The 14685-nt window shown below is 64.8% G+C and carries 12 protein-coding genes; 10 read left to right on the forward strand and 2 right to left on the reverse strand.

Annotation, left to right across the window (positions count from 1 at the left end):
* The first annotated feature begins 7 nt into the window (after positions 1–7).
* The 4 genes from DDT93_RS04745 to DDT93_RS04760 all read left to right on the forward strand — a co-directional run bounded on the left by DDT93_RS04745 (position 8) and on the right by DDT93_RS04760 (position 3768).
* Positions 8–1672, forward strand: coding sequence for a nitrite/sulfite reductase (locus DDT93_RS04745; protein ID WP_109464621.1), 1665 nt, complete (start codon positions 8–10; stop codon positions 1670–1672).
* A 7-nt stretch (positions 1673–1679) separates the two neighbouring features.
* Entirely contained in the window at positions 1680–2441 is a 762-nt protein-coding gene (locus DDT93_RS04750; RefSeq protein WP_109464761.1) for a phosphoadenylyl-sulfate reductase, read from the forward strand.
* A complete protein-coding gene (locus tag DDT93_RS04755; protein ID WP_109464622.1) occupies positions 2438–2842 on the forward strand; it encodes a DUF934 domain-containing protein in 405 nt (134 codons plus the stop codon). Before DDT93_RS04750 ends, DDT93_RS04755 begins: the two co-directional genes overlap by 4 nt.
* 68 nt (positions 2843–2910) lie before the next feature.
* Positions 2911–3768 carry a ferredoxin--NADP reductase gene (locus tag DDT93_RS04760; protein ID WP_232825365.1) on the forward strand — a complete coding sequence of 286 codons (858 nt, stop codon included), beginning with the start codon at positions 2911–2913 and terminating at the stop codon, positions 3766–3768.
* A gap of 60 nt (positions 3769–3828) precedes the next feature.
* On the opposite strand, the gene DDT93_RS04765 is transcribed toward DDT93_RS04760, so the two are convergent.
* The gene (locus DDT93_RS04765; RefSeq protein WP_109464623.1) at positions 3829–4479 is read right to left on the reverse strand and encodes a hypothetical protein; all 651 of its coding nucleotides are present in this window, start codon (positions 4477–4479) and stop codon (positions 3829–3831) included.
* A gap of 247 nt (positions 4480–4726) precedes the next feature.
* Between DDT93_RS04765 and DDT93_RS04770 the strand changes: the two genes are divergently transcribed.
* From DDT93_RS04770 to DDT93_RS04795, 6 genes are all read left to right on the forward strand, one after another.
* On the forward strand, positions 4727–5902 hold the full coding sequence (locus DDT93_RS04770) for an MFS transporter (protein ID WP_157960098.1): 1176 nt from the start codon (positions 4727–4729) through the stop codon (positions 5900–5902).
* A 73-nt stretch (positions 5903–5975) separates the two neighbouring features.
* Entirely contained in the window at positions 5976–6566 is a 591-nt protein-coding gene (gene infC, locus DDT93_RS04775; RefSeq protein ID WP_332872682.1) for a translation initiation factor IF-3, read from the forward strand.
* Between the two features lie 151 nt (positions 6567–6717).
* Positions 6718–7617: a PfkB family carbohydrate kinase gene (locus tag DDT93_RS04780; protein WP_109464625.1), complete on the forward strand. Its 900-nt coding sequence runs from the start codon at positions 6718–6720 to the stop codon at positions 7615–7617.
* Positions 7614–8546, forward strand: coding sequence for a pseudouridine-5'-phosphate glycosidase (locus tag DDT93_RS04785; RefSeq protein WP_232825366.1), 933 nt, complete (start codon positions 7614–7616; stop codon positions 8544–8546). The genes DDT93_RS04780 and DDT93_RS04785 overlap by 4 nt, the downstream gene beginning before the upstream one ends.
* A gap of 65 nt (positions 8547–8611) precedes the next feature.
* Complete coding sequence (locus DDT93_RS04790) at positions 8612–9289, forward strand: DUF502 domain-containing protein (protein ID WP_109464626.1); 678 nt, start codon at positions 8612–8614, stop codon at positions 9287–9289.
* A 60-nt stretch (positions 9290–9349) separates the two neighbouring features.
* Complete coding sequence (locus DDT93_RS04795) at positions 9350–9925, forward strand: hemerythrin domain-containing protein (RefSeq protein ID WP_109464627.1); 576 nt, start codon at positions 9350–9352, stop codon at positions 9923–9925.
* A gap of 22 nt (positions 9926–9947) precedes the next feature.
* Here DDT93_RS04795 and DDT93_RS04800 read toward each other — a convergent pair whose 3' ends face one another.
* Positions 9948–14579 carry a calcium-binding protein gene (locus DDT93_RS04800; RefSeq protein WP_157960099.1) on the reverse strand — a complete coding sequence of 1544 codons (4632 nt, stop codon included), beginning with the start codon at positions 14577–14579 and terminating at the stop codon, positions 9948–9950.
* Positions 14580–14685 lie beyond the last annotated feature (106 nt).

Consider the following 14685-nt stretch of genomic DNA (forward strand, 5'->3'; position numbering starts at 1 on the left):
AAAGACCATGTACAGCTACAACGAATTCGACAAAGCCTTCCTTGCCGAGCGCAACGCCCAGTTCCGCGCCCAGGTCGAGCGCCGGATCGACGGGTCGCTCACCGAGGACGAATTCAAGCCACTGCGGCTGATGAACGGCCTCTACCTCCAGCTGCACGCCTACATGCTTCGCGTGGCCATTCCCTACGGCACGCTGAACTCGGCGCAGATGCGCCAGCTCGCGCTGCTGGCCGAGAAGTGGGACAAGGGCTACGGCCACTTCACCACCCGCCAGAACATCCAGTACAACTGGCCCGCGCTGCGCGACGTGCCGGACATGCTCGATGCGCTGGCCGAAGTCGGGCTGCACGCGATCCAGACCTCGGGCAACACCATCCGTAACGTGACTGCCGACCACTTTGCCGGTGCCGTCGCGGACGAGATCGCCGATCCGCGCCCGGTGGCTGAACTGATCCGCCAGTGGTCCACCGACCACCCGGAATTCCAGTTCCTGGGCCGCAAGTTCAAGATCGCCGTGACCGGTGCCGAGCATGATCGCGCGGTGACCCGTGCCCACGACATCGGCCTGCGGATGCTGTCCCGTGACGGGCAGCGCGGGTTCGAGGTCATCGTCGGCGGCGGCCTTGGCCGTACCCCGATGATCGGCAAGGTAATCAATGACTTCCTGCCCGAAGCTGACCTGCTGCCTTACCTCGAGGCCATCCTGCAGACCTACAACCTGCTGGGCCGCCGCGACAACAAGTACAAGGCCCGGATCAAGATCACCGTGCACGAAAACGGCATCGAGAAGATCCGAGAGCTGACCGAGGCGCGCTTTGCCGAGATCCGGCCCGAGTTCAAGGGAACCGATCAGGACGTTCTGGCCGAAATCCGCGGGATGTTCTCGAACCCGGCCTTCCGCAACGTGCCCGAGGATGCCTTCCACACCGCCTACGACGCCGACCCGGTGTTCCGGTCCTGGGCCGACACCAACCTGTCGGAGCATAAGGCGCCGGGCTATGCCATCGTCTCGATCAGCCTCAAGGCCCACGGCAAGACGCCGGGCGACGCAACTGCCGAGCAGATGCGTGTGATGGCCGATCTCGCCGCGCAATACGCCCATGACGAGCTGCGCATCAGCCATGAGCAGAATGTGATCCTGCCGCACGTCCACAAGTCGGACCTGCCCGCGATCCACGCCCGCCTGCGCGAGGCCGGGCTAGCCACCGCGAACATCGGCCTGATCTCGGACATCATCGCATGCCCGGGCATGGACTACTGCGCGCTGGCAACCGCCCGCTCGATCCCGATCGCGCAGGAAATCGCGGTGCGCTTTGACGAGCTGAAGCTGGAGCACGACATCGGTCACCTGCAGATCAAGATCTCGGGCTGCATCAACGCCTGCGGTCACCACCACGTGGCCCATATCGGGATCCTCGGTCTCGACCGCGCAGGCGTCGAGAACTACCAGATCACACTGGGCGGTGACGCGACCGAAACGGCGGCCATCGGCGAACGTGCCGGCCCCGGTTTCTCGGCCGACGAAATCGTCCCGGCGGTCGAACGGCTGGTCTATGCCTACCTCGACGAGCGCGAGTCGCCCGAGGAAACCTTCCTCCAGACCTACCGCCGCCTGGGCGCCGAGCCCTTCAAGGCTGCGCTCTATCCCGAGGCCAAGGCCAATGCCGCTTGATCGTCCGATGATACCTCCTCTTGACCAAGTGCCCGAGGGCGCGGTCGACCCCGCTCTGGCGGAACAGGTCGCGGCGCTGAATGCCCGGTACCGCCACCACAGCGCGACCGAGGTGATGAAGGCCGCCCTGAAGGAAGCCGGGAACATCGCCCTGGTCTCCAGCTTCGGCGCTGAATCGGTCGTGCTGCTGCACATGGCGGCAATCACCGACCGCAACGTGCCGGTGCTGTTCATCGACACCGAGATGCTGTTCACCGAGACCCTGGTCTACCAGGCCGAGGTGAGCGAGCGGCTGGGCCTGACCAACGTGCAGATCATCCGCGCGTCCGAGATGGACCTTGGCCGCGAGGACCCGGACGGGACCCTGCACCAGTTCGATACCGACGCCTGCTGCTCCCTGCGCAAGACGGTTCCGCTGAACCGGGCGCTGGAGAACTTCGACGGCTGGATCACCGGTCGCAAGCGGTTCCAGTCCGGCACCCGCGCCGCGCTCGACTTCTTCGAGGCCGAGGCCGGTACGGGCCGCATCAAGGTGAACCCGCTGGCGCACTGGGCGCCGGAGGACGTCAAGAACTACATGGAGGAAAACCGCCTGCCGCGTCACCCGCTGGTGGCCCGGGGCTATCCCTCCATCGGCTGCGCCCCCTGCACCTCGCCGGTAAAACCCGGCGAAGACCCGCGTGCAGGACGCTGGCGCGATCAGAACAAGGAAGAATGCGGCATCCACTTCGTCAACGGCAAGGTGGTGCGGATAGGAGCAAACCAATGAGCGTTATCGTAACCGACAGCGGCTTTGGCGCCGACGACTTTGACGGCCAGTTCGTGGCCATCGACGAGGCCGAGGGCGCCCTGGCGCTCGACCTCGCGTCCGACACCGATCCCGACGCGCTGGCCGGCAAGCTGGCAAGCGCCGAAATGATCCGCGTGGATTTCCCGAGCTTTGCCGACGGCCGCGGCTTTACCATCGCGCGCCGCCTGCGCCGCATGGGGTATACCGGCCGCTTGCGGGCCAAGGGCCACGTGATCGCCGACCAGTACGCCATGGCGCGCCGCTCCGGTTTCGACGAGGTCGAGATCGATGCCGCCCTGGCCGAGCGCCAGCCCGAGGACCAGTGGGTTTTCCGGGCAAACTGGCAGGAAAACGACTATCGCGCCCGCCTGCGGGGCTGAACGGCCTTTTCCTGACCTGGATCAAGGACTACTCAAGAGGGACCGGCCAGAGAGGTCGGCAGATGTACATGAATGAAATGACCGCCGTGACCGATACCGAAATCGCACCGACCAAAGCCAAACCGACGCTGCCCGACGCCCAGACCGTGACCGCGGTCAAGCATTGGACCGATCGCCTGTTTTCCTTCCGGGTTTCGCGCCCTGCGAGCCTGCGCTTCCGTTCCGGCGAGTTCGTGATGATCGGCCTCATGGGCGATCCCGATCCGAACACCGGCAAGCAGAAGCCGCTGCTGCGCGCCTATTCCATCGCCTCGCCCGCATGGGACGAGGAACTGGAATTCTACTCGATCAAGGTTCAGGACGGCCCGCTGACCTCGCGCCTGCAGCACATCCAGCCGGGCGACGAGATCATCCTGCGGCCCAAGCCGGTCGGCACTCTGGTGCATGACGCGCTGCTGCCGGGCAAGAACATCTGGTTCTTTGCCACCGGCACCGGCTTTGCCCCCTTCGCCTCGCTCCTGCGCGAGCCCGAGACCTACGAGAAGTACGAGAAGGTCATCATCACCCACACCTGCCGCGAGGTGGGCGAGCTGGAGTATGGCCGCAAGCTGATCGAGGACCTCAAGCAGGACGAGCTGATGATCGAACTGCTGGGCGAGGAAAACCTGGCGAAGATCCACTACTACCCGACCACCACGCGCGAGGAGAGCCCGCGCATGGGCCGGATCACCGAGCTGCTGCAGGACGGCACCGTGTTCAAGGACCTCGGCATCGACCCGATCAACCCGGCGGACGACCGCGCGATGGTCTGTGGCTCGCTGGCCTTCAACAAGGACATGCAGACGACCCTCGAAGGCTTCGGTCTGCGTGAGGGCGCCAACTCGGATCCCAAGGAATACGTGGTCGAGAAAGCCTTCGTCGGCTGACCGTCCCGCCAAATTGACCTCAACGGCCATTCCGGACCTCCCGGGATGGCCGTTTTCGTTTCAATGACGCCAGCGCCGATGTGCCCCCTTGTCGAGGGCAAAGACCCTCGGGTCGGGCAAGGCAAGGCCAACGAACAGCAGCAGGAACAGCAAAGCGGTGAAAAACGACGTTTCCCGGAATATGGGAATGTCGACCGCCGCGACTTTCACGAAGGAATGCCCGACGAGCAACGCAAAGGACAATGTCAGCCCCATGACCACACCAATGCGATACATGTCTGCGCCAATTGGCCGGGACAGCCCGAGGCAGTAAATGCAATAGGCCGCGAGCAGCAGGCCATAGGCCGTACCGTCGGCCATCCGGTCGCCGTCACCCAGTGGAAAGCCCAGCAGGTGGTCGAGGCTCGACATGGCGGGGAACTGGTGCAGCACCAGGTTTAGAACGGCGATCACGACAACAACTGCAAGCAACGCTCTCAGCAGCCAGAGGTGCCGGGCTGCCCCGCGGCTGGCGAGGATGTTCGCACAGCCGAGGATGGCGAAACAAACCGCCGTTGTCGGGACCATCGCGTAGTAGAATGGCTTGTATCGCACAAGGAATTCCGTACCGGCAAACCAGCCCGCAAGAAGTACGATCAATGCGAAAATGGTAAATACCGACGCGATCAGAACCTGGATTGCACGTCTGAAACGCGCATACCCCCCCTTCATGGTTCCTCCCCTCCAATAATCCCCTGCCATTAACAGATTACCGCAAAACGTATTTCGTAAACATATTAATTACAGCATTTCGACGCGATACCGGCCCCCTGTCAAACTCGTTTGTATCGGCACGCCAACTCTGACCGGAACCGCCAGCCGGGGGATTGCCATGCCTGCCCACCGCGCCACATTCCGCTTGTTATGCCCGCCCTTCGTGGGTACCGAGAACCGACAATCCTTCCAGCGACCGGAACCCATGTCCCAGCCAGCCTCCACCAAACGCGTGATCACAGCGCTCTCCGCGGCCAACTTCGTGATCGGCATGGGGGCCCTGATGGTGGTCGGGCTGCTGAGCCCGGTCGCCAGCGATTTTCGGATCCCGCCTGCCGAGGCGGGGTTGATGATGACCTATTACGCCGTCGGCTACGCGATCCTCTCGCCGCTCCTGATCTCGCTGACCGGCCAGATCGGACGCCGCCGCATCCTGACCGCGGCTCTGGTCATCTTCGCCCTCTCGAACCTCTGCGCCCTGCTGGCGCCGACGCCCACGCTGCTGTTTCTCTCGCGGATCCTGACCGCGACCGGCGCGGGGCTCTTCACGCCCGTTGCCGCCGCCGTTGCCGCGGGTCTCAGCCCGCCGGACCGGCAGGCAAGGGCGCTGGCGGCGGTCTTCTTCGGGCTGACCCTGAGCCAGGTGATGGGCGTGCCCGCAGGAGGCTTCATCGCCTATACCTTCGGCTGGCGCGCAGCCTTCGCAATGATCCTAGTGCTGACCCTGCCCTTCATCGTCATCCTTTGGCGCACCGTGCCTGCGGGTCTCAGGTTCCAGCCGGTCTCGCTCTCGGACCTCGGGCGATCCATCACCAACCCGCGCGACGTGCTGGCCCTGCTGTTCACCGTCTTGTTCGTCGGCTCGACCTTCGTGGTCTATACCTACATCGCGCCGCTGCTGTCCGAGACCATGGGCTTCGGGCGCAACGGCATCACCCTGATCCTGCTGCTCTTCGGGGGCGGCGCAGTTGTAGGAAACCTCGCCAGCGGTATCGTCACCGACCGGATCGGCGCCTTCCGCATGCTGATCATCCTATGCGTGGCGCAGATCTGCCTGCTGCCCTTCTACTCGCTGATGCCGCTCTCGCTCTGGGTCCTGATCCCGGTCTGTTTCGGCTGGTCCACCTTCGGCTGGTCCTTCAACGCGGCCCAGCAGCTGCGCCTGATCTCGATGGACCGGGACAACGCGGGCGTACTGCTGGCGCTCAATGCCGCGGCGATCTATGTCGGCACAGCGCTCGGTGCCTATGTCGGCGGCCGTGTTCTGAATGCCGCCGGACTGCTCTCGCTCGGGGTGGCCGCCGCGCTCTGCGCCGCTGGCGCGCTGGTGCTGCTGCTGGTCTCCGAGGCCCTCATCCGACGCCGCCGCGCCGCGCTCTGAACACACGTCATAAGAGAGATTTCAAGGATTTCCCCGGAATTCCGCCTTGAATCAACCCGCCCGCGAAGTTACTTTGCGACTTCGTAAATTCAACGATCAAAGGAACGATTCCATAGCCCGCAGACCTCACAACGCGCCGCCGACCCGCGATACCGGCCCGCGCGTAAACGAAAAGATCCGCGCTTCCGAAATCCGCCTGATTGGCGCCGATGGCGAAAACATCGGTGTTGTCCACCCGGCCAAGGCGCTCGAACTGGCCGAAGAGGCCGGCCTCGATCTGGTCGAGATTTCGCCCAATGCGACCCCGCCTGTCTGCAAGATCATGGACTTCGGCAAGTTCAAGTACGAGACGCAGAAACGCGAAGCCGAAGCGCGCAAGAAACAGAAGATCATCGAGATCAAAGAGGTCAAGTTCCGGCCGAACACCGATACGCACGACTACGAGGTCAAGATGCGTAACGTGGTCAAGTTCCTCGAGAACGGCGACAAGGTGAAGGTCACCCTGCGGTTCCGTGGCCGCGAGATGGCGCACCAGAACCTCGGGCGCGAGCTGCTCGAGCGCGTCGCCGAGGACACCAAGGAAATCGGCAAGGTCGAGAACTTCCCCAAGATGGAAGGCCGCCAGATGATCATGCTGATCGGCCCGCTCCCCAGCAAGGGCTGAGCACAGGTCCGACCCGATTGTCATGCCCCGCCCCCTCCGGCGGGGCATTTTGCTTTCCAGGCCCTGGTCTCATAGCTGCTGCGGCCCTGCCGAACGACGATCAGGACACGCCCGCTTGCCAAGGTCTCCATTTCCGGCCAGAACCGCTGCCATGACCCGCGCCAGCTCCAAAGACATTCTCTGCATCGGCAGCGTCCTCTGGGACGTCATCGGCCGTTCCGCCAGCCATATGCGGCAGGGCTCCGACGTGCCGGGCCGCATCACCCGCCTGCCGGGTGGCGTCGCTATGAACATCGCGATGACGCTCGCCCGTTTCGGCCTTCGTCCCGTGCTGCTGACCGCCATCGGGCGCGACCCCGAGGGCAACGAACTGGTCGATGCCTGCCGGGAGCTCGGAATGGACACCACGCATGTCTATCGCTCCGAAGACCTGCCGACAGACCGCTACATGGCTGTCGAGGGTGCCAACGGGCTGATCGCGGCCATCGCCGATGCCCACTCGCTGGAGGCGGCAGGCGACAAGATCCTGCGCCCCCTGTCCTCGGGCACACTCGGGAGCGAGGCCGCGCCCTATGACGGGTCGGTGGCCCTCGACGGCAACCTGACCAAGTCGCTGCTGGAAATCATCGCCCGCTCGCCCGCCTTTGCCCGCGCCGACCTGCGCGTTGCACCGGCCTCGCCCGGCAAGGCGGAGCGGCTTCAGCCCTTCCTGACCCACGGCCGCGCCACGCTCTACGTGAACCTCGAAGAGGCGGGCCTGCTCTGCCAGCGCGAGTTCACCGATACCGAGGCGGCGGCGACTGCCCTTCTGGAACGCGGGGCCGCACGTGTGCTGGTGACCGATGGTGGCCGCGCCGCCACCGAGGCCGACGCCGCCCGCCTTCTCACCCAGGAACCGCCCAAGGTGCTGGTGACCCGCGTCACCGGTGCAGGCGATACCTTCATGGCCGCCCACATCGCCTCGGAACGCGCCGGGGCGAGCCGCGACGAGGCGCTCGACCGCGCCCTGCTCTCGGCGGCTCGCTACGTTTCCGGAGAAACACCGCTGTGACAAAGATCGACATCACCTATTCCGCCGAAGTTGCCGCCGCCCGTGCCGATGGATCTGCCATCGTGGCGCTGGAGAGCACAATCATCACCCACGGCATGCCCTACCCCCAGAACATCGAGGTGGCGGCACAGGTCGAGGAGGACATCCGCGCCGCAGGCGCGGTTCCGGCCACCATTGCCGTGCTGAACGGCACGCTGCATGTCGGTCTGGAAGCCGACCAGCTTGCCAGCCTCGGACAGGCGCAGGGCGTCGCCAAGCTGTCGCGCGCGGATTTCGCAGCCTGCCTCGCCCGGGGCGGCACCGGGGCGACCACCGTCGCGGCAACCATGATCGCCGCACATCTCGCTGGGATCCGGGTGTTCGCAACCGGCGGCATCGGCGGCGTGCACAAGGGCGCAGAAGAAAGCTTCGACATCTCTGCCGACCTGCACGAACTGGCCCAGACCCCCGTCACCGTCGTGGCGGCCGGGGCCAAGGCCATCCTCGACGTACCCAAGACGCTCGAAGTGCTGGAAACCCTCGGTGTGCCGGTCATCGCGGTTGGTCAGGACAGCTTCCCCGCCTTCTGGTCGGCGACCTCGCCGCACCCGGCGCCGCTGCGCATGGACGACGCCGAAACCATCGCCCGCGCCCACCTGCTGCGCGGTGCCATGGGCCTGCCCGGCGGTCAGCTTGTCGCCAACCCGATCCCGGCCAGCGACGAGATTCCCGCCCCTGATCTGGCACCTGTCATCGCCGCCGCCCAAGCCGATGCCGATGCCCAGGGCATCGCCGGCAAGGCCGTTACGCCCTTCCTTCTGCAACGCATTTTCGAGGCCACCGAAGGGCGTTCGCTGACCGCCAACATCGCGCTGGTGCGAAACAACGCCCGGCTGGCCGCCGAGATTGCCAAGGCGCTGAACAAACAGGCTCAATCCCTGAAATCTTAACGGCGTCGCCCATTGTAGCTCCGCCTCAAACTCCCTACCTTGCTTTGGGATTTGGCGGAGCAGCGATGAACACCCCCTTTGATGAAGAACCCAATCGCCGCCCTGGGCGGTTCGGAGGCCTCCGTGCCTCTTTCCTGACCGGGCTGGTGGTAATTGCCCCCGTGGCGCTGACCATCTGGCTGCTGTGGACCGTGATCGGATGGATCGACGGATTCGTGCTGCCCTTCGTGCCGCATCAGTTCCGGCCCGAGCAGTATATCGGGATCAACCTGCGCGGCGTCGGGGTGATCATCTTCCTGGTCTTCACCGTGATCGTCGGCTGGATCGCTAAGGGAATCATCGGTCGCTCGCTGATCCGCTCGGCCGAAAGCCTTGTCGACCGGATGCCCGTGGTGCGTTCGATCTACTCGGGCATCAAGCAGATCTCCGAAACCGTCTTTGCCCAGACCGAGCGGTCGTTTGAAAAGGCCTGCCTCGTGCAATACCCGCGCAAGGGTATCTGGGCCGTCGGCTTTGTCTCGACCGTGGCCAAGGGCGAGATCTCGGAGCGTGCCGAAACCGGCGGGCGCCTGATGAGCATCTTTGTCCCGACCACACCGAACCCGACCTCGGGATTCCTGCTGTTCTTCCCCGAGGAGGACGTGATCGAGCTGGAGATGAGCCTTGAGGACGCGGCCAAGCTGGTGATCTCGGCAGGGCTCGTCTATCCCAACGGCAAGGATCCGACGCGGCCGGTGGACTGATCCGGCCGGATCCGGGGACATCACCGCATGCGACAGCGCGAGAGCACCGAAAAGGCCCCAATGGCAGAAGAAGACCTGAGCCTTGCCGCGCGGAACGCCCTGCCCGACGCGCTACGCGTCCTCGTCAAGGAATTCCCGCGTGAGGCATGGGACACGGACCCGAACTTCTCGGGTCTGATCCGCTTTTGGCTCGCCCGTCACATCGGCTTCCGCCAGCTTCTCGGGCAGATGCAGCGCGACGTCGAAACCGTGCTCGACAACGGCATGGAGCCCTTCGCCTACGCCCGCAGCCTCGCCAACCGGGGTGGCGCCTTCGTGAACGAACTCCACGGCCACCACCAGATCGAAGATCACCACTACTTCCCGCTGCTCGAAGGGCTCGACGCCCGGGTCTCGCGCGGGTTTCACCTGCTCGATGCCGATCACCACGAGATCGACGCGCTTCTGCATCGCTTCGCGGACGCGGCCAACGGCGTGCTGAACCAGCCGCAGGGCGGCAGGGGCTTCACCGATCTCTGCGCTGGCTTCAAGGTCGCTCTGGACGCCACCGTTCCGCTGCTCGACCGACACCTCGTGGACGAGGAGGAACTGGTGGTGCCCGTCCTGCTGAAATACGCGCCTCCCGGCCTGCAATAGCCGCCCGCGTTCCGGGATCACCTCAGACGAGTATGTCGTCCGACAGCGCGCCCAGACGAACGTTGCGCACCACCAGCACATCGCCCCCGCCGAACTCGAAGATCACGTCGCCATTGGCGGCCTCTGCGTGATCCAGCGCCTCCTCCACGTCGGCAAAGCCCCAGCTGCGCAGGTCGATCTGGTCTCGGTTGTTCTCGAAGTCCCGGATCACATCCGTGTCCGCTCCCTGCCGGAACCGGAAGGTGTCGCGCCCGTCACCGCCCCACAACAGATCGCGACCGCGTCCGCCCTCCAGCAGATCACGCCCGGCCTCTCCCTTGAGCGTATCCGCTCCGTCACCGCCAATCAGCCGGTCCGCCCCGTCGCCGCCAAGCAGCGTGTCCTTGTGCGCGCCGCCATTCAGCGTGTCGTTGCCCTCGCCGCCGGCCAGCCGGTCATTGCCGTCATCGCCCTTCAGGACGTCATTCCCGGTCCCGCCGAACACCCTGTCGTTGCCTTTGCCTCCCGCAAGGGCGTCATCGCCCTCCTGCCCCAGCAAGGTGTCGGCCCCGGCGCGCCCGGTCAGGCGGTTGTCACCCGCGTCTCCGGCAATCTTGTCCGCGCCAGTCCCCCCGATGACCCCCTCGATGCCGCGAAGCCGGTCGCTCTGTGCAACGGCAAGGTCGCTGTCCCCAGTCGCGAGGTTGAAGCGGAAGCCGTCGCTGTAATCCGACAGGTCCACGGTGTCGTTAAGTGAGGACCGGCCATCGTAACGGTCGATACCGTCCGAGAGCAGCAGCCGCACCGCCGCGCCACCCCCGACCACGGTCTCGATCCCGGCAAAGCTGCCGCTTGCCGCCGTTCCCTTGAACACGTCCTTGATCCTGAACGCCGCCGCCTCTACGTCTCCTGCCTCGGGCAGGGTGCGCAGCATGTCATCGGCGCTGTTGGCGAAGGCGGCCGAGGTTTCCTTGACCTCCTGCGGTGTAAGGGCGATGCCGCCGTAGACTCGCGACTCGGAGGTGCCAGTGTCCTGCCAGACAGCTGTGGCAACCTTCAGCGTCCCCGCATAGGTGCCCGCCGCGAAATCAAGGGTGATCTTGCCGCTTTCGGACCCAAAGATCATCCGGTCCTGCCCGGCGCCGCCCGCCACCGTCTTGGTCCCCGCGCCAAGGACGATATCGTCTCCGCCCTGTCCGCCCATCGCCGTGTCCACGCCACTGCCCAGCAACAGGATGTCATCACCCCCGCGCCCGGCCAGCAAGTCGTCGCCGGCATCACCGCTCAGGACATTGGCCTTCCGGTCGCCATAGAGGGTATCGGACGAAAGCGTGCCCACCACGTTCTCGATGGATTGCAGGATATCGGTGCCAAAGCCGCCGGTAACCCGACCCTCGGCAAGGTCGGCCTCGATCCCGCCGAACCCCGAGGCCGCCAGTACGGCATCAAGCCCATCCGGTGCGGCGTGGTTGTAGACGGCCGTGTCGCTCCCGCTGCCCCCCTGCAGCATGTCGTTGCCCAATCCGCCGTGCAGCCGGTCGTCGCCACCACCGCCCTGCAGGGTATCGTTGCCCTCACCGCCAAACAGCCGATCCCCGCCGCCACGCCCGTCCAGCAGGTCGTCGCCCTCGCGACCGACGAAGGCCTCGCCGCGCGAGCTCCCAAGCAGGGTGTCGCCGAACTCCGAGCCGACGACCTCCTCGAAACCGGCGATGGCGGCATTCACCTTCTCGCTCTCAAAGGCGGAGTGGATCGACTTCTCGACCATCACGGCGGTTCCGGCAGCGAGGTCGACGCGGACCCAGCCGTAGTCGTTGCCCGCGCTGTCCTCCAGATCAAAGGCAAGCCGGTCGTACCCGTTGCCGCCCGCAGCCATCCCCTTGCTGCGTTCAAGGATGACGACATCGTTGCCCTGCCCGCCCCAGGCCTCGTTCTCACTCGCGGTGTCGTCAAAGGTGATGGTGTCATCGCCCGCACCGCCATAGACGATGCCGCTTTCGTCCATCTTCGCGACGTCGTCGCCACCTCCGGCGTAGAACGTTACGAAGCCGCCGTTGGTCGTCATCTCGTCGTCGCCATTGCCGGTCCGGAAGATCCGCTGCTCCGATCCCCCGGGCCGGTTGTCGATCAGGTTGTCGCCATTCCCAAGGATGAACTCCTCGACGTTCTCTACATTGAACGAGAACAGCGACCCGCCGCTGCGCAGATATCCGGCATAATCCTCGCTGAACGCGCGGATGCTCCGACTGATCGAGCCTTCGAGGTTGAACCACCACTGCACGTCGCCGAACCCGGTCACGTCGAGCGTATCGACGCCCCCGCCGCCGTCGAAGATCGTATTCCCCGCGCGCCCGTCCTCGGACCGGGTGGCATGGATCATGTCATCGCCGCCACCGCCAAAGACCGCCCCGGCCGCCCCCGAATAGATCAGGTCCGCGCCCCCGGCGCCGTGCACGGTGACCGGGTTCGAATAGCCGCCATAGGCCCCGTAGATCACGTCGGCCGCATCGGACCCCACGAAGGTCTCGATGTTCACAGCGGTATCGGTGGCCACCACCTCGCCCGAGCCGTCAAGCTTGTCGATCCGCCCCGTGGCGGCGTCGATCACCAGCGAGCCGGTGCTGCCCGTCGCCAGTGCAAAGGCCGCGTTCAACGCATTGCGCTGGTTTCCGTCCGCGTAATAGACCTCGGAGACGATGTTCAGATCGCTGGAGTACGACAGGATGTCCCGCCCGCGCCCGCCGTCATAGGTGTCGTTCTCACCCGCGACCGTGGTGGAATCCGCAATGATGTAGTCGTTCTCGTCCCCCGCAAGCACATTATCGTTGCCATCCCCGGTCACGATGAAATCCCGCCCGGCCCCCGCATTGAGCACGTCATCGCCGCCGAGACCGGCAATCACGTCGTCTCCCGTGACCGAGATGATGATGTTGTCGCGCGCATCGCCATACAGCAGGTTGTCGCCGGTGCTCTGGACAATGACATTCTCGATGCTGCTGAGCGTGTCCGTCCCCTCGCTGTTGTAGGAGACGCCGTCGTAGAGGTAGAGGCGCACGGGGCTCGAAGAGTTCCCTTCGAGGATCTGGTAGCTGTCGATGCCGCCATCGCCATTCACCTCGTCCACGCCATACCCCGGCAGCAGAACATCGTTGCCGCTGCCACCGTTCAACTCGTCATCGCCGGTGCTGCCAAAGATCCGGTCATTGCCGCCAAACCCCCTGGCAACGTGCTGGTCGTCCTCGTTCGGCGTGCCGGTGGTGTTCAGGAACATCAGGTCGTCGCCCGAGGTGCCCTCCAGCACCGAGCCGCCAATCTCGGCGTTCTCCAGTTCCTCGCCGGTGAACTCGATATTGCGGAAGACCACGTGTTCCACGTCGATCAATGTGGTAGACCCCTCGTCCTGCGCTCCGTCCTGCGGTTTCATGTGGGTGACGACCACGTGGCCGTCTGCGTCGCGGACCAGTTCGTATTCCTGAAAGTAGCCGTCGAAATACACCATGTCGGTGCCCTCGCCGCCGTCCGCCACGTCGTTACCCTCGCCCGCGATGATGATGTCGTTGCCTGCGTTGCCCCGGATGATGTCATCGCCGCCGCGTCCGTCGAGAATGTCGTCACCCCCGTCCCCGTTCAGCGTTTCCGAGGCATCGGTGCCGAAACCCGTCGGCCCGAGGAGCGCGTTGCCAAGGGTCAGGCCGAACAGCCGTTCGTCGATCTCCAGCGTCAGGTCGTCGATCCCGAAGCTCCCGTCGATGAAGCTTTCGAGGTCAGCCAACAGGGCATCCACCTCCTCGATCAGGGGATCGAGGAAATCGACGTCCGGCAGCAGCGCCTTGATCTGGTCGGCGATCCCGTCCAGCAGGGCGTCCACCCCCAAAGCCTCGGTCACGTAGTCAAAGATCGGGCCCAGCACGATGTCGACCAGCGCGCCCGCTGCATCCTGCAGCCCCTCGACCGGTTTCAGGACCGAGGCGACGAGGCTCAGCGGCTCGGCGATCTTGTCGATCAGGTCCGATACCTCCGCGAACTCTCCGAAGTCCTCGTTGACCAGTTCGAACTTTGCATCCGAAAAGATGGCGAGGATGTCGTTGACCTTTCCAAGCGCCGTGTTGAACAGATCGGCAAGGTCGCCCACCGCGGCGTTCCGCCCTTCGAACTGGGCCGAGACCGAGGCCTTGAGCGCGCTGAACTCGGAGTAATTCGCGTGGTTCAGGGCCGTCAGCATCTCCGCCACGCTCACCTGCGTCTCGCGGATCTTGAGCGCGGTCTCCTCGAGGTCGTCGGCCACCCCGCCGATGGCACCGCTCGCCTGCTCCAGCGCGTCATTGAGGTCCGACAGGAACTCGCCGTCCTTCTTGTTGCCCTGCGCGTCCTCGGTGTCGCCGTTGAGAAAGCCCACAGCCTCCTCGATGTTCTCCACCACCGGCAGGACCGCCTTCAGCACCTTCTCGTAGACCTGCGAGGGCAACTTGAGCGGGCCCGCCTGTTTCGACAGCTTCAGGACCGTCAGTTGATCGTCGATGGCTTCGTGCGCCTTCTCGGCGTAGTCCCCGATGTCATCGATGGTATCGACCACTTCCGCGGCAGTATCTATGCTCTCCGAGAAGTCGTTCAGCTTGGCGCCGAGAGTGCCGATGTTGTAGATCGTCTCGTCCAGCGTCGCGAGATACGCGCTCATTTCGGCCCTGTAGCCCATCTCACCAATCCCTTGTTAAAAATGAAAAAACTATTGAGCGCCCTAAAAGGCGACGTAAGGTAAACTAAGGCCATGCCGGTTTTGCGGC

The organism is Albibacillus kandeliae (genome assembly GCF_003116585.1).
Classification (GTDB): Bacteria; Pseudomonadota; Alphaproteobacteria; order Rhodobacterales; family Rhodobacteraceae; genus Albibacillus; species Albibacillus kandeliae.

What these genes read in the sequence shown, in the direction of transcription:
- DDT93_RS04765 (WP_109464623.1), bottom strand. Translation starts at nt 4,479, where the DNA reads ATGAAGGGGGGGTATGCGCGTTTCAGACGTGCAATCCAGGTTCTGATC.
- DDT93_RS04750 (WP_109464761.1), top strand. Translation starts at nt 1,680, where the DNA reads ATGATACCTCCTCTTGACCAAGTGCCCGAGGGCGCGGTCGACCCCGCT.
- DDT93_RS04795 (WP_109464627.1), top strand. Translation starts at nt 9,350, where the DNA reads ATGGCAGAAGAAGACCTGAGCCTTGCCGCGCGGAACGCCCTGCCCGAC.
- DDT93_RS04800 (WP_157960099.1), bottom strand. Translation starts at nt 14,579, where the DNA reads ATGAGCGCGTATCTCGCGACGCTGGACGAGACGATCTACAACATCGGC.
- DDT93_RS04770 (WP_157960098.1), top strand. Translation starts at nt 4,727, where the DNA reads ATGTCCCAGCCAGCCTCCACCAAACGCGTGATCACAGCGCTCTCCGCG.
- DDT93_RS04790 (WP_109464626.1), top strand. Translation starts at nt 8,612, where the DNA reads ATGAACACCCCCTTTGATGAAGAACCCAATCGCCGCCCTGGGCGGTTC.
- DDT93_RS04755 (WP_109464622.1), top strand. Translation starts at nt 2,438, where the DNA reads ATGAGCGTTATCGTAACCGACAGCGGCTTTGGCGCCGACGACTTTGAC.
- DDT93_RS04760 (WP_232825365.1), top strand. Translation starts at nt 2,911, where the DNA reads ATGAATGAAATGACCGCCGTGACCGATACCGAAATCGCACCGACCAAA.
- DDT93_RS04780 (WP_109464625.1), top strand. Translation starts at nt 6,718, where the DNA reads ATGACCCGCGCCAGCTCCAAAGACATTCTCTGCATCGGCAGCGTCCTC.
- DDT93_RS04745 (WP_109464621.1), top strand. Translation starts at nt 8, where the DNA reads ATGTACAGCTACAACGAATTCGACAAAGCCTTCCTTGCCGAGCGCAAC.